This window comes from Rhodococcus sp. ARP2 (assembly GCF_001029585.1).
Lineage (GTDB): Bacteria > Actinomycetota > Actinomycetes > Mycobacteriales > Mycobacteriaceae > Rhodococcus_F > Rhodococcus_F erythropolis.
This window is the reverse complement of the sequence record NZ_LEKE01000049.1, coordinates 113,074-129,345: the sequence shown is the minus strand read 5'-3', so window position 1 is coordinate 129,345 and position 16,272 is coordinate 113,074. Positions and strand designations below refer to the sequence as shown.

The 16,272-nt window shown below is 62.1% G+C and carries 15 protein-coding genes and 1 tRNA gene; 9 read left to right on the top strand and 7 right to left on the bottom strand.

Features of this window, described 5'->3' with window-relative positions:
* Positions 1 to 41: 41 nt before the first annotated feature.
* On the top strand, positions 42 to 1,319 hold the full coding sequence (locus ABX74_RS12035) for an Hsp70 family protein (protein ID WP_144419579.1): 1,278 nt from the start codon (positions 42 to 44) through the stop codon (positions 1,317 to 1,319).
* Positions 1,320 to 1,334: 15 nt separating this feature from the next.
* Here the strand turns inward: ABX74_RS12035 and efeB are convergent, their stop codons facing one another.
* The 3 genes from efeB to efeU are packed head-to-tail and all read right to left on the bottom strand — an operon-like array spanning position 1,335 to position 4,663.
* Positions 1,335 to 2,615, bottom strand: a complete 1,281-nt coding sequence (gene efeB, locus ABX74_RS12030) for an iron uptake transporter deferrochelatase/peroxidase subunit (protein WP_029255867.1) — start codon at positions 2,613 to 2,615, stop codon at positions 1,335 to 1,337.
* The gene (gene efeO / locus ABX74_RS12025) at positions 2,616 to 3,746 is read right to left on the bottom strand and encodes an iron uptake system protein EfeO (RefSeq protein ID WP_019744631.1); all 1,131 of its coding nucleotides are present in this window, start codon (positions 3,744 to 3,746) and stop codon (positions 2,616 to 2,618) included.
* Between the two features lie 14 nt (positions 3,747 to 3,760).
* On the bottom strand, positions 3,761 to 4,663 hold the full coding sequence (efeU, locus tag ABX74_RS12020; protein ID WP_047888892.1) for an iron uptake transporter permease EfeU: 903 nt from the start codon (positions 4,661 to 4,663) through the stop codon (positions 3,761 to 3,763).
* Between the two features lie 260 nt (positions 4,664 to 4,923).
* Here efeU and ABX74_RS12015 point away from each other — a divergent pair, with 260 nt between their 5' ends.
* The 8 genes from ABX74_RS12015 to ABX74_RS29695 all read left to right on the top strand — a co-directional run bounded on the left by ABX74_RS12015 (position 4,924) and on the right by ABX74_RS29695 (position 10,672).
* Positions 4,924 to 5,616 (top strand): lytic transglycosylase domain-containing protein, encoded by a 693-nt coding sequence (locus ABX74_RS12015; protein ID WP_021345070.1) that lies wholly within the window; start codon positions 4,924 to 4,926, stop codon positions 5,614 to 5,616.
* A 214-nt stretch (positions 5,617 to 5,830) separates the two neighbouring features.
* Positions 5,831 to 7,117: a phosphopyruvate hydratase gene (gene eno / locus ABX74_RS12010; protein WP_047888891.1), complete on the top strand. Its 1,287-nt coding sequence runs from the start codon at positions 5,831 to 5,833 to the stop codon at positions 7,115 to 7,117.
* Between the two features lie 20 nt (positions 7,118 to 7,137).
* On the top strand, positions 7,138 to 7,869 hold the full coding sequence (locus tag ABX74_RS12005; RefSeq protein WP_029255865.1) for an FtsB family cell division protein: 732 nt from the start codon (positions 7,138 to 7,140) through the stop codon (positions 7,867 to 7,869).
* The gene (locus ABX74_RS12000; RefSeq protein ID WP_020908542.1) at positions 7,866 to 8,411 is read left to right on the top strand and encodes a DUF501 domain-containing protein; all 546 of its coding nucleotides are present in this window, start codon (positions 7,866 to 7,868) and stop codon (positions 8,409 to 8,411) included. Before ABX74_RS12005 ends, ABX74_RS12000 begins: the two co-directional genes overlap by 4 nt.
* A complete protein-coding gene (locus ABX74_RS11995; protein ID WP_029255864.1) occupies positions 8,408 to 9,373 on the top strand; it encodes a Ppx/GppA phosphatase family protein in 966 nt (321 codons plus the stop codon). The genes ABX74_RS12000 and ABX74_RS11995 overlap by 4 nt, the downstream gene beginning before the upstream one ends.
* A 34-nt stretch (positions 9,374 to 9,407) precedes the next feature.
* Positions 9,408 to 9,481: transfer RNA gene (locus ABX74_RS11990), tRNA-Leu, on the top strand.
* A 130-nt stretch (positions 9,482 to 9,611) separates the two neighbouring features.
* Positions 9,612 to 10,247, top strand: a complete 636-nt coding sequence (locus ABX74_RS11985; protein ID WP_144419578.1) for a hypothetical protein — start codon at positions 9,612 to 9,614, stop codon at positions 10,245 to 10,247.
* Between the two features lie 26 nt (positions 10,248 to 10,273).
* Positions 10,274 to 10,672, top strand: a complete 399-nt coding sequence (locus ABX74_RS29695) for a hypothetical protein (protein WP_144419577.1) — start codon at positions 10,274 to 10,276, stop codon at positions 10,670 to 10,672.
* Between the two features lie 7 nt (positions 10,673 to 10,679).
* On the opposite strand, the gene ABX74_RS11975 is transcribed toward ABX74_RS29695, so the two are convergent.
* The 4 genes from ABX74_RS11975 to ABX74_RS30910 form a co-directional block, all read right to left on the bottom strand.
* A complete protein-coding gene (locus ABX74_RS11975; RefSeq protein ID WP_047888889.1) occupies positions 10,680 to 12,131 on the bottom strand; it encodes a tyrosine-type recombinase/integrase in 1,452 nt (483 codons plus the stop codon).
* 1 nt (position 12,132) lies between these two features.
* Positions 12,133 to 12,771, bottom strand: a complete 639-nt coding sequence (locus tag ABX74_RS11970; protein WP_082148495.1) for a recombinase family protein — start codon at positions 12,769 to 12,771, stop codon at positions 12,133 to 12,135.
* Positions 12,772 to 13,012: 241 nt separating this feature from the next.
* The gene (locus ABX74_RS11965) at positions 13,013 to 13,534 is read right to left on the bottom strand and encodes a hypothetical protein (RefSeq protein WP_144419576.1); all 522 of its coding nucleotides are present in this window, start codon (positions 13,532 to 13,534) and stop codon (positions 13,013 to 13,015) included.
* Between the two features lie 498 nt (positions 13,535 to 14,032).
* Positions 14,033 to 16,237, bottom strand: a complete 2,205-nt coding sequence (locus ABX74_RS30910) for an AAA family ATPase (RefSeq protein WP_082148494.1) — start codon at positions 16,235 to 16,237, stop codon at positions 14,033 to 14,035.
* Positions 16,238 to 16,272 lie beyond the last annotated feature (35 nt).

Genomic DNA, 16,272 nt, shown 5'->3' with positions numbered 1-16,272 from the left:
CAAGTATGTTTTGCGACGAATAAGCAGTGCAAGAGTTGGATATGGGGGTGCGTACAGCGATGGATCCAGTGTTCGGTGCGTCGTTGGGCGCTGCATCGGTTCGTATTGTTCGGGCCGACTCTCAGCCGGAAACCGGATCCGCGAGCGGTCGATTCCTGACTCGGACGGTAGACGCATACGACGCCTCTCCGGTGAGGACAGCCGCGATTCACCTAGTTGCTGCGGTTCGCGGGGACACGTCACGGATGGTCATCGCGGTTCCTGACGAGCGGCAGAACGTGGCGCTCGAATCAGAATTGCGTGCCCGAGGTATCGAGGGTGCTGTCACGGTGTCGGAAGCGGTGGCCGTTGTTGCGCTGGTACGGACTTCGGGTGCGGCCGAGGGTTTTCGGTTACTTACAGTTCTCGATATCGGTCGAACCGGGGTGACTGTCTCGATGATCGAGATCGGAACCGCGACAACTATCGCATCCACGCGGTCGACGGCGCTCGCTGGTGACAGACTCGACGGGGTAGTCGTGGAGTTACTCTCCGCAACCACGGCTGATGCAGCCCTCGACGCTGATGCAGCGTTCGACGCCCGCGAAGTCAAGGAATACCTCGCCAGTGGCTCCCGTCGTGCGCAGGTGATGCCCGTTCCCGAATCCATGTGCATCCGTTTTGATTCGGTTGTCACGCGGGAAGTCGAAGACACTCTGATGGTGATCCGAGAAGTTGCGGCACGAGCCCGGTGTGTCCCTGACGCTTTGGTTCTCGTCGGAGGAGGCGCCCGAATTTCACTGGTGGAGAAGATACTCGAGCGGGAGTTTTCGGTACCGGTGATCAGGCCGGCCGAGCCCGAGCTCGCCTCGGCCAAGGGTGCAGCATTGATAGCCGAGGTCTTACATCAGGAGCACCACAGCTCGGAAGTCTCGGTTTCGGAAGTCTCGGTTTCGGAAGTCTCGGTTTCGGGCGTCTCCGACTCGGAAATCGCAACGGATGCGGTAGACATGTCTTCCGATCAGGCCGTTGTGCGCAGTGTCGGTGAAACCGAGGAAGGCACGGAATCGGATTCGCTGCCTACTGGTGGGCTTGGGAGAATGCAAATCCTTGTAGGCGTTGGGTTCTCGCTGGTTGCACTGACCAGCTTCCTCGCGTGGGCGGTGCTGCGCCCGTTCTCGGATCCTGCGCAGGCGGAACCACCGCTGACCCAAACAACGGAGATTGTCGCGCCGGTACCTACCGCCGAGTTGTTGCCGCCGACCACTACCAAGGCAATCGATCCACTGACCGAGCGGAATCGGGCACCGGTCAATTTGGTGCGTTCGTGGAGATACTGAACCCGGAGACGCGCATCAGGTGAACAGCTGGGAACTCCAGTCCTTGCCGTCGGCGAGACCGCCGGGGCAAGCGAAGACCGCAGAACCGACGTGCTGGATGTATTCGTTCAGCGCATCGTGTCGTGAAAGGTTTTGCTGCATCGGAACAAACTGCTCGACCGGATTCCGGCAGTACGCAACGAAAAACAGTCCCGCGTCCAGGTGGCCGAAGCCATCGGAGCCGTCCGTGAAGTTGTATCCGCGGCGCAAGATCTGAATCCCACCGAGTTCCTCGGCAGAGGCCAGGCGCACGTGTGAATCCTCCGGGATGACGAAGTCGTGGCCCATTTTGGAATCGAGATCGAGTTCGTCGAACTCGTCTTTGGCGCCGAGTGGCGCTCCGCTGCGTTTGGAGCGGCCGATGACAGCTTCCTGTTCCTTGAGTACTGCGCGATCCCACTGCTCGATCAGCATGCGGATTCGTCTGGCGACGAGGAATGATCCGCCTGCCATCCAGGCCTGATCGTCAGTGGGATCAACCCAGACGTGCTGGGCGAGTGCGTTTGGATCTTCCGCCTTGATGTTGGCTGTTCCGTCCTTGAACCCGAACAGATTTCGTGGTGTCGCCTGCGTCGTCGAGGTCGAGGACGTTCGCCCGAACCCGAGTTGTGACCACTTGACCGACGCGGTCCCGAAAGCGACTCGCGCGAGGTTGCGGATCGCATGGACGGCAACCTGGGGATCGTTGGCGCACGCTTGGATGGCGATGTCGCCCCCGCTGCGATTCGGATCGAGGTTGTCCGCGCGGAAGTGGGGGAGATCCAGCAGGGCAGCAGGTTTCTTGTCTGCGAGCCCGAAACGGTCGTCGAAAAGTGACGGTCCGAATCCGATGGTCAGGGTGAGTTGCGACGGCGCGAGATCGAGTGCCTCACCGGTATCGCTCGGTGGCGCGTACGGACCGTCGCCGGTCGCTCCGTCCTCGGTTGCTTCCTGACCCGCTGTCATTCGTTCGGCCATCGCCGTCCACGTCTGCAGCAGCGTGATCAGTTCGTCGCGCGACTTCGTCGTCACATCGAAAGCGACGAAGTGCATGCGATCCTGGGCCGGCGTCGTGATGCCTGCCTGATGCTCGCCGCGGAATGCCACCACGTCTGCGTGATCGGTGCCGGAATTCTCGTCGGCGGTCACCCGCCCGATGACGGCACCGGCACCGGCCAGGACGGCGCCGGCCCCCACGGCGCCGAACAGTCGGCGCCGTGAGACCGCATGCGGTGCTGCGTTTTCCGCAGCGGGTGTGCCTTCTGGTGAATCAGTCATCTACTGTCCCGCGACTACTTCCTGGACCTGGCTGACCTCGGCGGACAGAGCATCGATTTTACGCGAGAGTTCTTGACGCTGCGCTTCGGTGACGGTGTCGTAGTACACGAATCCGTCGCCGACGCGGAACTGCGCCAGAGCGGCGTCGAGGTCGGCGAAGCGGTCCGCGATGCGCTGGGCGAGCTCGGGATTACGTTCCTGCAGAATCGGGTTCAGTGCCGCGATCGCCGCTTGTGAGCCGTCGACGTTGGCCTGGAAGTCCCACAGGTCGGTGTGCGAGAAGATGTCTTCCTCTCCGGTGATCTTGGAGGTCGAGATCTCGTCGAGCAGTCCTTGGGCGTCGCCGGCGATCTTGGTTGGGTCGATCGTGTAGTCCTCGGCGTTCACCTGATCGGCAAGATACTGAATGTCTTCGAGCAGTTGATCGGCGACTGCGTTGGTATCCGGCTGAAGTCCGGTGACCCACAAATCCTTCTCGAGGCGGTGGAATCCCGTCCAGACCTGACCGGGCTCCAGGTCCGCTTCGCGCAGGTCAAGCTTGGGATCGAGTTCGCCGAAGCTCTCGGCTTCGGGCTCGATGCGCTCGTAGTAGGTACGTGCGATCGGGAACAGTGCCTTCGCCTGGTCGACGTTGCCGGACTGGACGGCGGCGACGAACTGAGCTGCGGTGTCCTGCAGCGCGACGATCTGGCTGCGGATGTACCGCCGGTAGCCGTCGGCAGCTTCGGCGAGTTGTCCGCTCTCGTCGGTGGCCGCCTGCGAATCGCCCGTGACGACGAAGTCCTGGCGGATGCCGGTTCCGACCATGCCCGGCTTGCACGCGAGTTGATAGGTCGCAGCCTCGGGGAGAGAGACGATCAGCTGCCGGGTAAGGCCGGGGCCGATGTTCTCGACTTCGCCCATCGCTCGATCACCCTCGGCGAAGACGTAGAACTCGGTGACCTTCGAGCCGTTGTTCGTCACCTGGAACGTCGAACTGCCAGTGGTTCCGGTGGTGGCACTGACGTCACACGAATCGTCGGTGGCCGTGACGACGATGTCGCCGTCGCTCGCCGTCGTCTTCTCGGTGCACGCGGCGAGGGAGAAGGGAAGTACCGCAGCCGTGGCCAGTACGAGGGTTGATTTACGCATGTCGGCAATGCCTCTCAGGATTTTTCGGGAACGTGTGTGTCGTGCGCAGGCGGGGCCGTCGGCTCGGTTGGCTTCGACGGAAGGGGACGCAGGAAGAGTGCTAGGACGACTACGAGGTAGACGACCCACGCGACGGCTTGCAGGACCGTCGGATCCGGGCGGAAGTTGAAGATTCCGGCGAGGACGGTGCCGTACGAGGTCGACGGGTCGTAGCCGGGCGTCAGGTTGAACGCGAGATTCGAACCGCCCGGAAGCACATTTCCGGTCTGTAGAGCGCGAACACCGTACGAGAGGATTCCGGCGGCTACGACGATGAGGAAGATCGCCGTGTACCGGAAGAACGTCGTCAGGTTGAGCCGGAGGGCGCCGAAGTACATGGCGACGGTCAAGACAGCGGCCAGGAGAATTCCGAGGAGCAGTCCGACCAACGGCCAGGAGCTGCCTGCGGTGTTCTCGGCGTAACCGACCATGAGCAACGCTGTCTCGACGCCTTCACGACCGACCGCGAAGAACGACAGCGACAAGATGGCGACGGGGCCGGCGATCAACGCCTTCTCCATCCCCGCTTTCAGATCGCCGGAAATGTTCTTCGCAGCCGTGCGCATCCACAGGACCATGATCGTGACGATGACGACGGCGACCAGGGAGGCAACGCCCGCGATGATCTCTGCGGTCAGGCCGTCGACCGTCGACGTTCCGTAGTGGATCGCGAAAAAGATGATCGCCACCATTGCGACGGCGATCGCGACGCCGAGCCACACCCATTTGAGTGCATCCCTGCGCTGAGCTTTCACGAGGTAGGCAGCGAGAATCATCACCACGATGCCCGCTTCGAGGCCTTCGCGCAGACCGATCAGTCCACTGCCGAATAACTGGGTGGCAACTGATGGTGTGCTCGCGGCAGCGAGTACCGACACGGGCACGGGCGACTCCTGACTGAGTGAGTGCGACAGCTTCTGCCGAACGTATGAGGCTAGGCCAGCCTTAACTCAGAAGAAGATACTCCACAATCGATGGTGAACCACGCCCTGACCTGTACTTTTGCTGTTCTTTACCAAGGGATTCGGGAGTACTTCGCTCGCATGTGGATGATGGAAGGGTGTACCGAACTCCCGCAGCCCGCAGAAGTCCCCGGCGTCTCTCGAGAGTCGTAGCCGCAGTAGCTGCCGGAACAGCCTTGCTGGGCGCAGGCATCGTGGCGTGTGGATCGAACGAACCGAAAGTAGCCATTCCGGAGGGCATACCCCCAGGTACCGGCTCTCCGACGCCGCCGATCGACATCAATGCCCCCGGCCGCAGTGCTGATCAACTCGCCGACTGGGCCGCGGGATTGTCGGACGACATCGGGATCGGGACCACGGCACTCGAGGCGTACGGGTACGCCGCTGCGGTCATGGCCGAGACGCTTCCCAGCTGCGGAATCGGGTGGACAACGCTGGCCGGTATCGGCAGCGTCGAGAGCCGCCACGGGACCTACGACGGTTCGTCGGTCGACGCGTTCGGCCAGGTCGCCCCGACGATTCGGGGAATCCCTCTGGACGGTGGCCCGGGAGTTGCCGAGATACCCGACACCGACGGCGGGGCGATGGACGGCGATCCAGTGCACGACCGTGCGATGGGGCCTATGCAGTTCATCCCTGAGACGTGGCTCAAATGGGGAGTCGACGCCAACGGCGACGGCCGGGTGGACCCGGACAACATCGACGACGCTGCCCTCACCGCCGCTCGTTACCTGTGTGCACGCGGGGGAGACCTCACTGCCGCTGCCGGGTGGCAGCAGGCGCTCATGGCGTACAACCTCTCGGGCGACTATCTCGCGCTGGTTCGTGATCGCGCGTCGGCGTATTCAGTCGGGGTACGGCCGGACTGACGGTGATCGATCCGCAGGTCGGGCCCGTGACCGCGCGTCGATAAAGAAGCCTTCGGCCCGTGCGGTTAGGCTGTGTGCTGGCACTACAGAGGTGCTGGCACTGCAGAGGCCCAGCCGCGATCGTGGTCCTCTTTCGACCGGAGGGGTCGGAGCCCAAGTGTCAAGCACGCAGAGCGTGCCACAATGCGAAGCCCATTCGAAGGAGAACCACACAGTGGCCAGTATTGAGCAGGTCGGAGCTCGCGAGATCCTTGATTCACGTGGCAACCCCACGGTTGAGGTCGAGGTTCTGCTCGAAGACGGAAGTTTCGCCAGGGCTGCGGTGCCGTCCGGTGCTTCCACCGGTGAGCACGAAGCCGTCGAACTGCGCGACGGTGGCGCACGCTACGGCGGAAAGGGCGTCGAGAAGGCCGTGGAGGCTGTGCTCGGCGAGATCGCTCCGGCCATCATCGGCATCGACGCAACCGAGCAGCGCACGGTCGACCAGGCGCTGCTCGACGCAGACGGCACCCCGGACAAGTCGCGTCTCGGCGCAAACGCTCTGCTCGGTGCCTCGCTTGCCGTGGCTCGCGCCGCTGCCGAGTCCTCGGGCCTCGAGCTGTTCCGCTACGTCGGTGGCCCCAACGCTCACGTTCTCCCTGTCCCGATGATGAACATCCTCAACGGTGGCGCGCACGCAGACACCGGTGTCGACGTCCAGGAGTTCATGGTTGCTCCCATCGGCGCACCGAGCTTCAAGGAATCGCTGCGCTGGGGTGCCGAGGTCTACCACTCCCTGAAGTCGGTCCTCAAGGAGAAGGGCCTCTCCACCGGTCTCGGTGACGAAGGCGGATTCGCTCCCGACGTCGCGGGCACCAAGGAAGCACTCGACCTCATCACGATCGCCGTGAACAAGACCGGCCTCAAGCTGGGTACCGACGTCGCGCTCGCTCTCGACGTCGCCGCCACCGAGTTCTACACCGACGGCACCGACTACAAGTTCGAGGGCAAGAACCGCACCGCGGCCGAGATGGCGGCGTTCTACGCCGAGCTCATCGACGCCTACCCGCTCGTTTCCATCGAGGATCCGCTCGACGAAGACGACTGGGACGGCTGGGTCGCACTCACCGATCAGATCGGCAACAAGGTCCAGCTCGTCGGCGACGACCTCTTCGTCACCAACCCAGAGCGCCTCGAAGAAGGCATCGTCAAGGGTGCGGCAAACGCACTCCTGGTGAAGGTCAACCAGATCGGCACTCTGACCGAGACCCTCGACGCCGTCGATCTCGCTCACCGCAACGGCTACAAGACGATGATGAGCCACCGTTCCGGCGAGACCGAGGACACCACCATCGCCGACCTCGCGGTTGCCGTCGGCAGCGGTCAGATCAAGACCGGTGCTCCGGCCCGCAGCGAGCGCGTTGCCAAGTACAACCAGCTGCTGCGTATCGAGGAGAACCTCGGCGACGCAGCACGTTACGCCGGCGAGGTTGCGTTCCCGCGCTTCGCTTTCGAGGCCTGACGGAAATCTAAGATTCAGTAGTGTCTGCACAGCGCGGTAAGCCACGATCCCCCGGCGGAAGTCCGGGGGGTCGTGGTTCCCGTCGTGGGGACACACCGTCGCGTGCGCGTCGTGACAGCGCTCGACGCCCACGCGCGTCGGAACCGGCATCTTCGGTCGATCCGGCAGCAGTTGATTCCGCTGCGACAGACCCCGCGCAACCGGGGGTCGCCGCCGAGAAAGCGTCGGCGCGTGGGTCGAGGTCGGCCCGGGGGAAGAGCGGAACCAACAAGTTCTGGTCTCGGCTTCCGAAGTCGGACAACACCATTTTCGGCTTGTCCACCAGTCGGGCCGTTGTGCTCGCGATGGTTGTGCTCATGCTGGCGCTGACACTGGCAGTGCCGCTGCGTACGTACATCAGCCAGCGTTCGGATGCCGCGCAGGTGGCGGCCGAACGTCAGGTGCTCGAGGAAGAACTGCGAAAGCTGCAGGGCCAGAACGCGCGCTTCGACGACCCTGCGTACATCGAAGCTCTTGCACGAGAACGCCTTCGGTACGTCAAACCGGGCGAGACCCCGTTTCAGGTTCAGCTTCCCGGCGACTACAAGGAACCCGAGAAGAAGCAGGAAAAGGAAACACCGCTGACAGGTCCGTGGTATCGCGATCTGTGGCAAACGATTTCGGAACCGCCAGTGGTTCCCGAGACGACGACACCGGCCCCGATGCCGTTGGCGCCGATAGAGCCAGAAGAACAAGGAGTACCCACCGGGTGAGCAACACGTCCGAAAATTCCCCACAGGTTTCACAAGCGGATCTCGACGCCGTTGCCGCTCAATTGGGCCGTGAGCCACGCGGAGTGATCGAGATCGCGTACCGCAGCCCGGACGGTCAGCCCGGCGTCGTCAAGACTGCCCCCAAACTTCCGGACGGAACACCGTTCCCGACGTTGTACTACCTCACCGACCCGCGACTGACGGCCGAAGCGAGCCGTCAGGAATCCGCCGGCGTCATGCGTGAAATGACCGAACGCCTGACCCAGGATCCGGAACTTGCCGCGGCCTACCGGCGGGCATACGAGTCGTACCTTGCCGAGCGGGACGCGATCGAATCTCTCGGAACCGACTTTGCCGGTGGCGGGATGCCGGATCGCGTCAAGTGCTTGCACGTGCTGATGGCGCATTCGCTTGCCAAGGGTCCCGGCGTCAATCCGCTCGGTGACGAGTCCGTTGCCTTGGCCGGCCACGGAAAGCTCCGCGGAACTGCAATTCCCGCGGACTGGCCTGGCATCGACGACGCCGACACCGCCGACCGGTGACTCGCCGTGTTGCCGCAGTCGATTGCGGTACCAACTCCATTCGACTGCTGATCGCCGACGTCGGCGACGACGGCCGTCTGGTGGATGTCCGGCGCGAGATGCGCGTCGTGCGACTGGGTCAGGGTGTTGATGCGACAGGGACATTCGCGCCCGAGGCCATCGAACGCACCCGGGTCGCGCTGGTCGAGTACGCGTCGATGATCGCCGATGCCGGAGCAACCGCCGTTCGAATGGTCGCGACGTCGGCTACTCGCGACGCTGCGAATCGGGAAGACTTCTTCACGATGACGCGGGACGTGCTCGGTGCGGTGATTCCCGGATCCGGAGCGGAGGTGATCACCGGCGACGAAGAGGCGCGACTCTCGTTCGGTGGTGCTGTGGGAGAACTTGATCCCTCCGAGGGCCCCTTCGTGGTAGTCGATCTCGGCGGCGGGTCCACCGAAGTTGTCCTCGGCGACGCGTCGGGCGTCCAGGCTGCGTACTCCACCGACATCGGCTGTGTGCGCGTCACTGAGCGGTGCCTACCGTCGGATCCGCCTACGGCAGAGCAGGTTTCCGAGGCGACGGCTTTTGCGACCGCGAAATTGGCCGAGGCATTCGAGGCCGTGCCCGTCGAGAAGGCGCACACCTGGGTGGGTGTCGCTGGAACCATGACGACGCTGGCCGCGATTGCTCAGGAACTTCCGGAGTACGACGCCGAGAAGGTGCACCTGTCGAGGATTCCGTTCAAGCAACTTTTCGACGTGTGCGAGCGACTTACCGCCATGCCTCGGGTTGATCGCGCCGCCTTCGGCCCGATGCATCCGGGGCGGGTGGACGTCATCGGCGGCGGAGCGATCATCACCACGGTGTTGGCTCAGACATTCGAAGCCAAAGCCGGGATCACCGAACTGGTTGTCAGCGAACACGACATCCTCGACGGCATCGCGATGTCGATAGCTCAGACCCACCCGATAGTCTGATTCCCGACGCACCCGACCAGTCGGGTGCGTCAAGGCCCCCATAGCCCAATTGGCAGAGGCAACGGACTTAAAATCCGTCAAGTGTCGGTTCGAGTCCGACTGGGGGCACCGCGTAGACGCTGTTAGAGGAGTTTTCGTGGGCTAGGTGGTGAAGTTGGAGTAGTGCCCGTGCTACCCCCATGTTACCCACCGGCGGTATGTCCACAATGCGGTCGGGGCTCGTGAGATGATCTACCGCATGGGAGACGAAGGCCAACCGGCAGGCAGCGCGGGCGACGGCGGTCGTTCGAATCTGAGGCTCGCCGCGTTGCCGATAAGCGCATGGTTCGCCGCGCTGGCGCTGGTTGCGTTCATTGGCTGCGTCGTGCTGGGAGTGGTTCGTGATGACGTCTGGGGGACGACGGCCCAAAGCTACGGGGTGCCGTTTTGCGCACTTGCCTTTGGCGGATTCGCAGCGGACGCCTACTACCGCAAAGAGGGCGAGCGAAAGGTCCAAGAGAAGGTGCGCCTTGCCGCGTACACAACGCTCAGTATTCAGTACGCCCTTGATAGCGCGCTCGAGCCAATCAAAGCTGCCGTTGAAGGAGCGTACAACCTGAAGTCAATGGAACAGGTTGGAAACCTGCGGGCAGCAGAGATGGCCGTCCACTTGGCTTACGGGACATCCCATCAGACGCTACATGAACTCGGCGCACTAGCATTGGATGACACCGTAATAAGCTCCGTCAAGGCACTCTTCGCCGTCAACCGTGAAGCTCTAAACGCCACAAGGCCAAGAGTTAAACAGGGTGACAACCCACAAGCTTCCGCTTCCTCTTCCGACGATAGCTCCGGCCCCGAATACACGAATAGCCAAGAGAGAAGGGAAGCATGAGGGTTAGAGATCCTATAGTCGGCAAAGTGGCCGGTGTCGAGGACGAGTACACGATCCTGATTAACAAAGGCACGAGGGACGGAGTCAAGCTAGGGACACTGTTCACCGTGGAGTCGTCAGCGAACGGGAAGCCTGTAGAGGACCCAGATACGGGAGAGGTTATCGGGTACCGACCGAGCGAAACTCTCGACGTTCGCGTAAGAGAAGTATACGAGAAGTACTGTGTAGCAGAGACTTTCCGAACATATTCGCTGTACGATCTCCAGATGCCGCAGGCGCGTTCGGGGTTGGGTGCGCTGAGCATGCGTCACCGCGACAGGATCTTCGGGGTCGATTCGACGTCCCCGAAGCTGCCGCAGCAGCGAGCGGTACAGGTCACCGTCAATATCGGCGACGTAGTCCGCGAAATCTTAGACGAAAGGTGATAGGCGGCTAGCGGCCGAACAGTTGGATGACGTTGGAGCGCTCGGGTTCTGGCGCAGGCGCGGACGTCGGGGCTGACACCGCCTCTGGTTCAGGGAGGTTGTTTCCGGCGCCACCGTCCTCCTCGGGAATCCAGTCGCCGTAGGTATCCAGGGTGAGGGTGAACGTCGAGTGCCCGAGCCAGCGTGATACCTGCATGAAGTGCGTCCCAGCCATGAGCTGCATTGTCGCCATTGTGTGGCGTAGATCGTGCAGCCGGACGCCCTGTTGAGCCGGGGCGGTAACGGTCGCTGGTCGGCTGGCGGGGAGACCGATCGCCTCCAAAGCGGGCTTCACGATGGTGTCGTAGAAGGTGCCCATCGCCAATGGTTGTGACCAGTCCAACGGCACCGCGTACCGGGTGCCCTTCTCCCGGTATCCACCGCCGTTCTTCCGGCTTGGCCATAACGGTGCGGCGGGCTCGTCGGCGCGAGGATGGTCGGTTAGATAAGCGTGCATCCGCTGAGCCAGCCACGCGGGCAAGGGGACTGACCTCCGCGACTTACGCGACTTCGGTGTGCTGGTGATCCACTCGCCACCCTTACGTTCCTTGGTCCGGTGAATGTTGACCACGCAACGGGTATCCTGGCCAGGGCGGGTTGTGAAAACTAGGTCTTGGATCTCCAGTCCTGCGTTCTCGCTGGCTCGCACTCCGCTATACGCCATGAATTCCACCATCAGCGCATAGACCGGGTACGTCGGTAGGACGCGGGCGTCACTGGTGGAGATGCTTCCGGCGATGGCTGCGCTCAGGTTGGCTACCTGTTTGGCGGTCAGCGGGTGATGTTCGAACTTTTCGTGGTCGCCGGTAGCGCGGTTGGTGGCAAAGTCCACGCGCTCGGCTGGGTTGGACGTGATCGCATCGTGCCGAAGCGCGTATTTCATCACGCGACCGAATGTGCCCCATGCGTGCTTCACGGTAGCGGGGGAGAGTGTGCCGGACTGGCGGCACTGCTGGCTCACCAGTGTGGCTAGGAATTCCTCGCAGTCCCGCGGAGTGATGCTGGCAATTGTCTTGCCGCCGAACCGATCTAACGAGTACCGCTTGAGTACGTTCTCGTAGTCGTCCAGGGTGCGCTGCTTTAATCGTCCCTGGGAAACCTTGACCTGCTGGCTCTCGATCCATGCCTGCGCGTAATAACCGAACGGAAGATCGCCTGCCTTGCGCTGATCCGCCAAGGAACTGGTCTGGCCAGTGTGCTTGGCCGCGTTCAATTCGTCGCGGCGGGCTTCGGCTGCCTCCCTGGTCGGGAAGCTCTCCTGTCGGTTTCGGGTGCGCTTCCGTCCTTCAGGATTTGCGGGGTCGGTCGGGATCGGCAGGCCGTAGGCATCGCGCTCAACCTCCTTCCAGATCACCTTGTAGGTCTTCACGGGCTTGCCACGGTTCCGCTGCTTCGTCTCGTACGACTTGACCCACGCCATGTCAGACCACTGCCTTCGTTGTCAGGCCGAGGCGCTTCAATGCGCTACGGACAGTTGAGTAATGCCAGGTGTCGCCGCCAGTAGCGGTGAGCACCCCTTCATCGGTGAGCCGCGAAGCAATTGCCTTCGCCCCGAAACCTTCTGCATGGAGCACTTGAATACGCCTCTGTGTCGCCGGCGCGATCAGCCGTCCACGTCCCTGCTGCCGCTGCGCCTCAAGACCTTCCCGGGTGCGTTCGGCGATCTTGCGTCGTTCCTCTGCCGCTACTGCCAGGCGTACGTCCGCAACAAGTCTCTGACTCGGGTCACCGCTGTCGGCACCGTTGCAGTCCATGAGTCGCCAGCCGTAACGCTCCGCTCGCTTGAATAGTTCGGCGGCGTCCAACTGGTCACGGGTTGCCCGGTCCAGAGCACGCACCAGCAGCACGTCCGCGACGCCGTTCTCAATCGCGGCGATGGCAACGGACCTGCCGTGCATCAGGTCGGCCTTGGCTCCGCTCACCACGTCCATCGTTACCGTCAGCAACTCGTGGCCGCTGGCTTCACACCAACGCTCCAACGCATCTCGCTGTGCAGCAAGTCCATAGCCGTCGTCGCCCTGCGCTTTGGTACTCACTCGCACGTACCCGATGATCCTCATACCCGTTCTCTCCCTTGCAGGTTGGGGGGTGTTGCAACACAAGGGTGGTTGCACCCCTTGCGCCCCAACCATACCGGCACACCCTGCACCCATGATGTCGAGTTATGTTGTCTCGCTTGAATATTCGACAACTCCAGAAGGCTGAGTGTCGAATTCGGATTTGAGTAGCTACAGCCCACAGTGCAGGCAACCGCCCACCCATGCCCATTAAATCCGATGCGGCGACGGGTGGGCCGGTCTATTAGCGGTTACGGCGGCGCGCCTGCGGTGCCAGCGGTGGCGTGGTTGCCCGTAGCTGGTTGAGTGCGTCTTCCATCGGCATCAGTCCGCCGCTTGTGGGGTTCTGCGGTTCAGAGGCCTGGTCGGGTCGTTCGCGGACAGTACGACTCGGCACATGAACGACGCCTTCCAGGTAGTCATCGTCCACCAACTCTGCATCCAAAATGTCTCGCCAGTCTGCGGACAGCTCATCTGGAACACCCCGCGCTGCACGGCTTTCCGCTCGGCTGCCACCCTCCATCATCTCGGTAAGCAATTCCTCAAAAGGCTTGCTTGGCCCGACCTCCACTGAGACAGCAGTTTTGGCACTCAAGCCCGCACGATCCAACGCGTCCTTGATCGCCGCGAGTTTTACCGCTGCCGGGGCATCGTTGGCAGTGGCGATGCCGAGCAACTCCTTCGCCATACGATCCGCCGCGAGTTCCAATCTGACGCGGGCTTTCGCCTTCACCTGCGGGCTGCGTCCACCGTGCGTGCCGCACACGTTCCCACCGTTGATAGCAGCCCTCCGGCAGGGTTCGCCGTTTGTGCGATGCGCAGTGCACGGGCGCGCTGGCTGCCTTCCGTCCGACCATGCCGTAGCGAGAGCGCCTTCCTTGCCTCCAACCTTTGATGCGTCTGGAATCGGCTCTACCGACACCTCCACGACCGCACGCTGATCGGCTACCGATTCCTTTGTGTGCGAGCTGTTCTCGATCATTGTCTTCTACCTTTCGTCTCGAAAATCTCTGCTTTTCAACAACACTGGCAACATGCCCCAAACCAACATGCCCCTTAGGGCGTAGGGCGGGTGGGGTATGTTGCCCACACCGCCGCACCCAACAGCCCGGCTCAAGGGTCGGGTCGGGTTGCGGGGCGACTCCGACTACGCCTCTGGCCTGCGGTTATAGGCAACACACCCCAAGTTGGCCCAACACGCCCTAAAAGGCCGGGGCGACTTGACTTTGCAGTGGCACCACTGACGAGCCTTCATCGCCCGCGCTCACGAACCTCTGATAATGGGTGAGAACGTGATACCTGGCCCGATCCCGTATCTGTCTCGGGTAGTCATCCGTCCGTTCGCGTCGGGAGCTGCCGCATGCTTGACCTCCACACGTCGTTCGACTTCGAGCGATTTCAACTCCTTCTCTACTGCCGCCTTGTTTCCACCCACCTCAGCGAACAGCTGGTTCTTCGTGAACAGGAACGGATTAGCCCGGATCACTTCCAGAATCTCGTTCTTCTTCCCTACGTCCACGCTGTTGCGTCGGCGCGTCGCACGACCACTCTCACCACCGTCAGAACGGCGAATCTCCCATCCGACTTCGGTCGCTCCGCCCTCTTCCTGTTGTCCTTCCTCCAACTGACCGAATGCTGGGAGCTGCCAGTCGAGTTCCCAACGGCTGCCGCCCCATTGTCGCGAGCCGAACTCCACAGCAAGCTGATAACTGCCGGTGCCCAGATTGGCTTTCTCGCGGTGCTTCTGCAGAATCCAACTGTCGGCCCACTGCCCCATACCGGACTGGGCGATGCTGTCCAGGTCCAGATCAGCGGAACCCGTCTTGCGGAAATGGTCCGCGATGATCAGCGCAGTTTCGTCCGCCACCAACGAAGAAAGCCCTGCCAGCATTCGGCCGCGTTCATAGAGGTTCTGTGCCTCAACTCCACTGGGGTGGAACGCATACAACGGGTCAACGATGACCAACCCCGGCTGTATCTCATCCAGGTTGCGCTTGAGTGCGTCGGTGAAAACCGGGCTGTCCAGTGCGCCGACCTCGAACACAGCGTGCAGCGGAAGATCTGCGAGGTCCACCTTGTAGGCGCAGGCGATAGCCTGCAGTCTGCGCTGGAACGGAGCCTGCCCTCCTTCTCCGACGTAGTACACGACAGGTTTGGGCGAGAGTACTTCGAACTCGCCGAACAATGGCTCACCACTGGAAACGGCCACGCTCATCGACAGCAAGTTGTACGACTTGAGGGTCTTCTTCTCCCCACCCATCGGCCCGAACGAATTGCGCGGCCACACCCCACGGACAAGCCATTCCATCGGTGGAACAGGTTGTGCCAGAGCACGAGCGCTCACTGTGGCAAATCGAAAACCCACCGGTTCGTCGCCGGCCGAATTTCGTATGCCCCTCATCACCAGGCCGGTGTCAGCGTCGATAATCCAATCAGAATCCTTGTGCCAAATTCCTCCTGGCTGAAATGCGTGTGCGAAAGACGGTCCGGCAGCAGCCACTATCTCGGCGGCACCCTTAAGAGATCGGTCAAACTCAGTCCGTGCGGCTTCCTCCCCTCGCTCCCCTGCGAGCGCCTGTATGAAAGCGGCGCGAACGACCTCGACTGCCAATGGCACTCCGGTTGCACCACCCCATCCGAGCCACAGCAGTTCCAACACCTTCTGGTTCATGGTGTCGTGCCGACCTGCACCAGAATTGATTGAGTCGAGCACTTGCCGCATGGCCGTCTGCACCGCATCGGTCATTAGCCCGTCTGGAAATGAGGCGAGTAGGTAGTCGGGTTCAGCTGTTCGGTGACGTTGAACCGGCGTGTGGTTCTTGCGCAGCCCCTCGACCCAAAGCTCCGGCAGCATCGGCAAGTCGCCTGGCATCGGGAACTGTTCGCACACTTCGCCGTCTGGCCCAAACGTCCGCACATGTCCTACATCGTGTATCGATGGCGGAACTACCGCGTAGCGATGATGCCGCTGGAGAACTTCCACACCAGAAGCCATTCCGCCGTCAGATGCGGCGATCACTCCCACGCCCTCCCATCCTGCGGGCACGCGAAATAGCAGCTTTCGGCTCCCATCGTTGCGGGCGGTGATGGACCACGTCGGCGGGAGTTCACCCCATTCGGCTGTGCAGGCGGCGATTGTGTCGGCTCCGGGCTTCCCGTGGTAGCAGTCCACATCGAGTGAGATCACTCCGACCGGCATGCGGGTGCCTAGATTCAGTCCGTCGGGGGTACCAGCCCAAGTGTTCGCCCACTGCCGAAATATGTCGTCGTCTGCGACATCAACGCCTTCACGGCCTGTTACGCCTTTAGCTCCACAGACCTTGCCGCCGATTCCAGTAAGCGGAATAGGATGCCAACCGAGATCGACGAGTTGCTTCGCCTTCTCTACGAATTCGTCGGGAGATAATCGTCTGTAGCACTGAGGATTACGCGACAGCGCTACCTCACGGGCAGATGTACTATTGGCCATAATAGTCCTGTTCTGGGATTGTCTTCTGGTGAGAA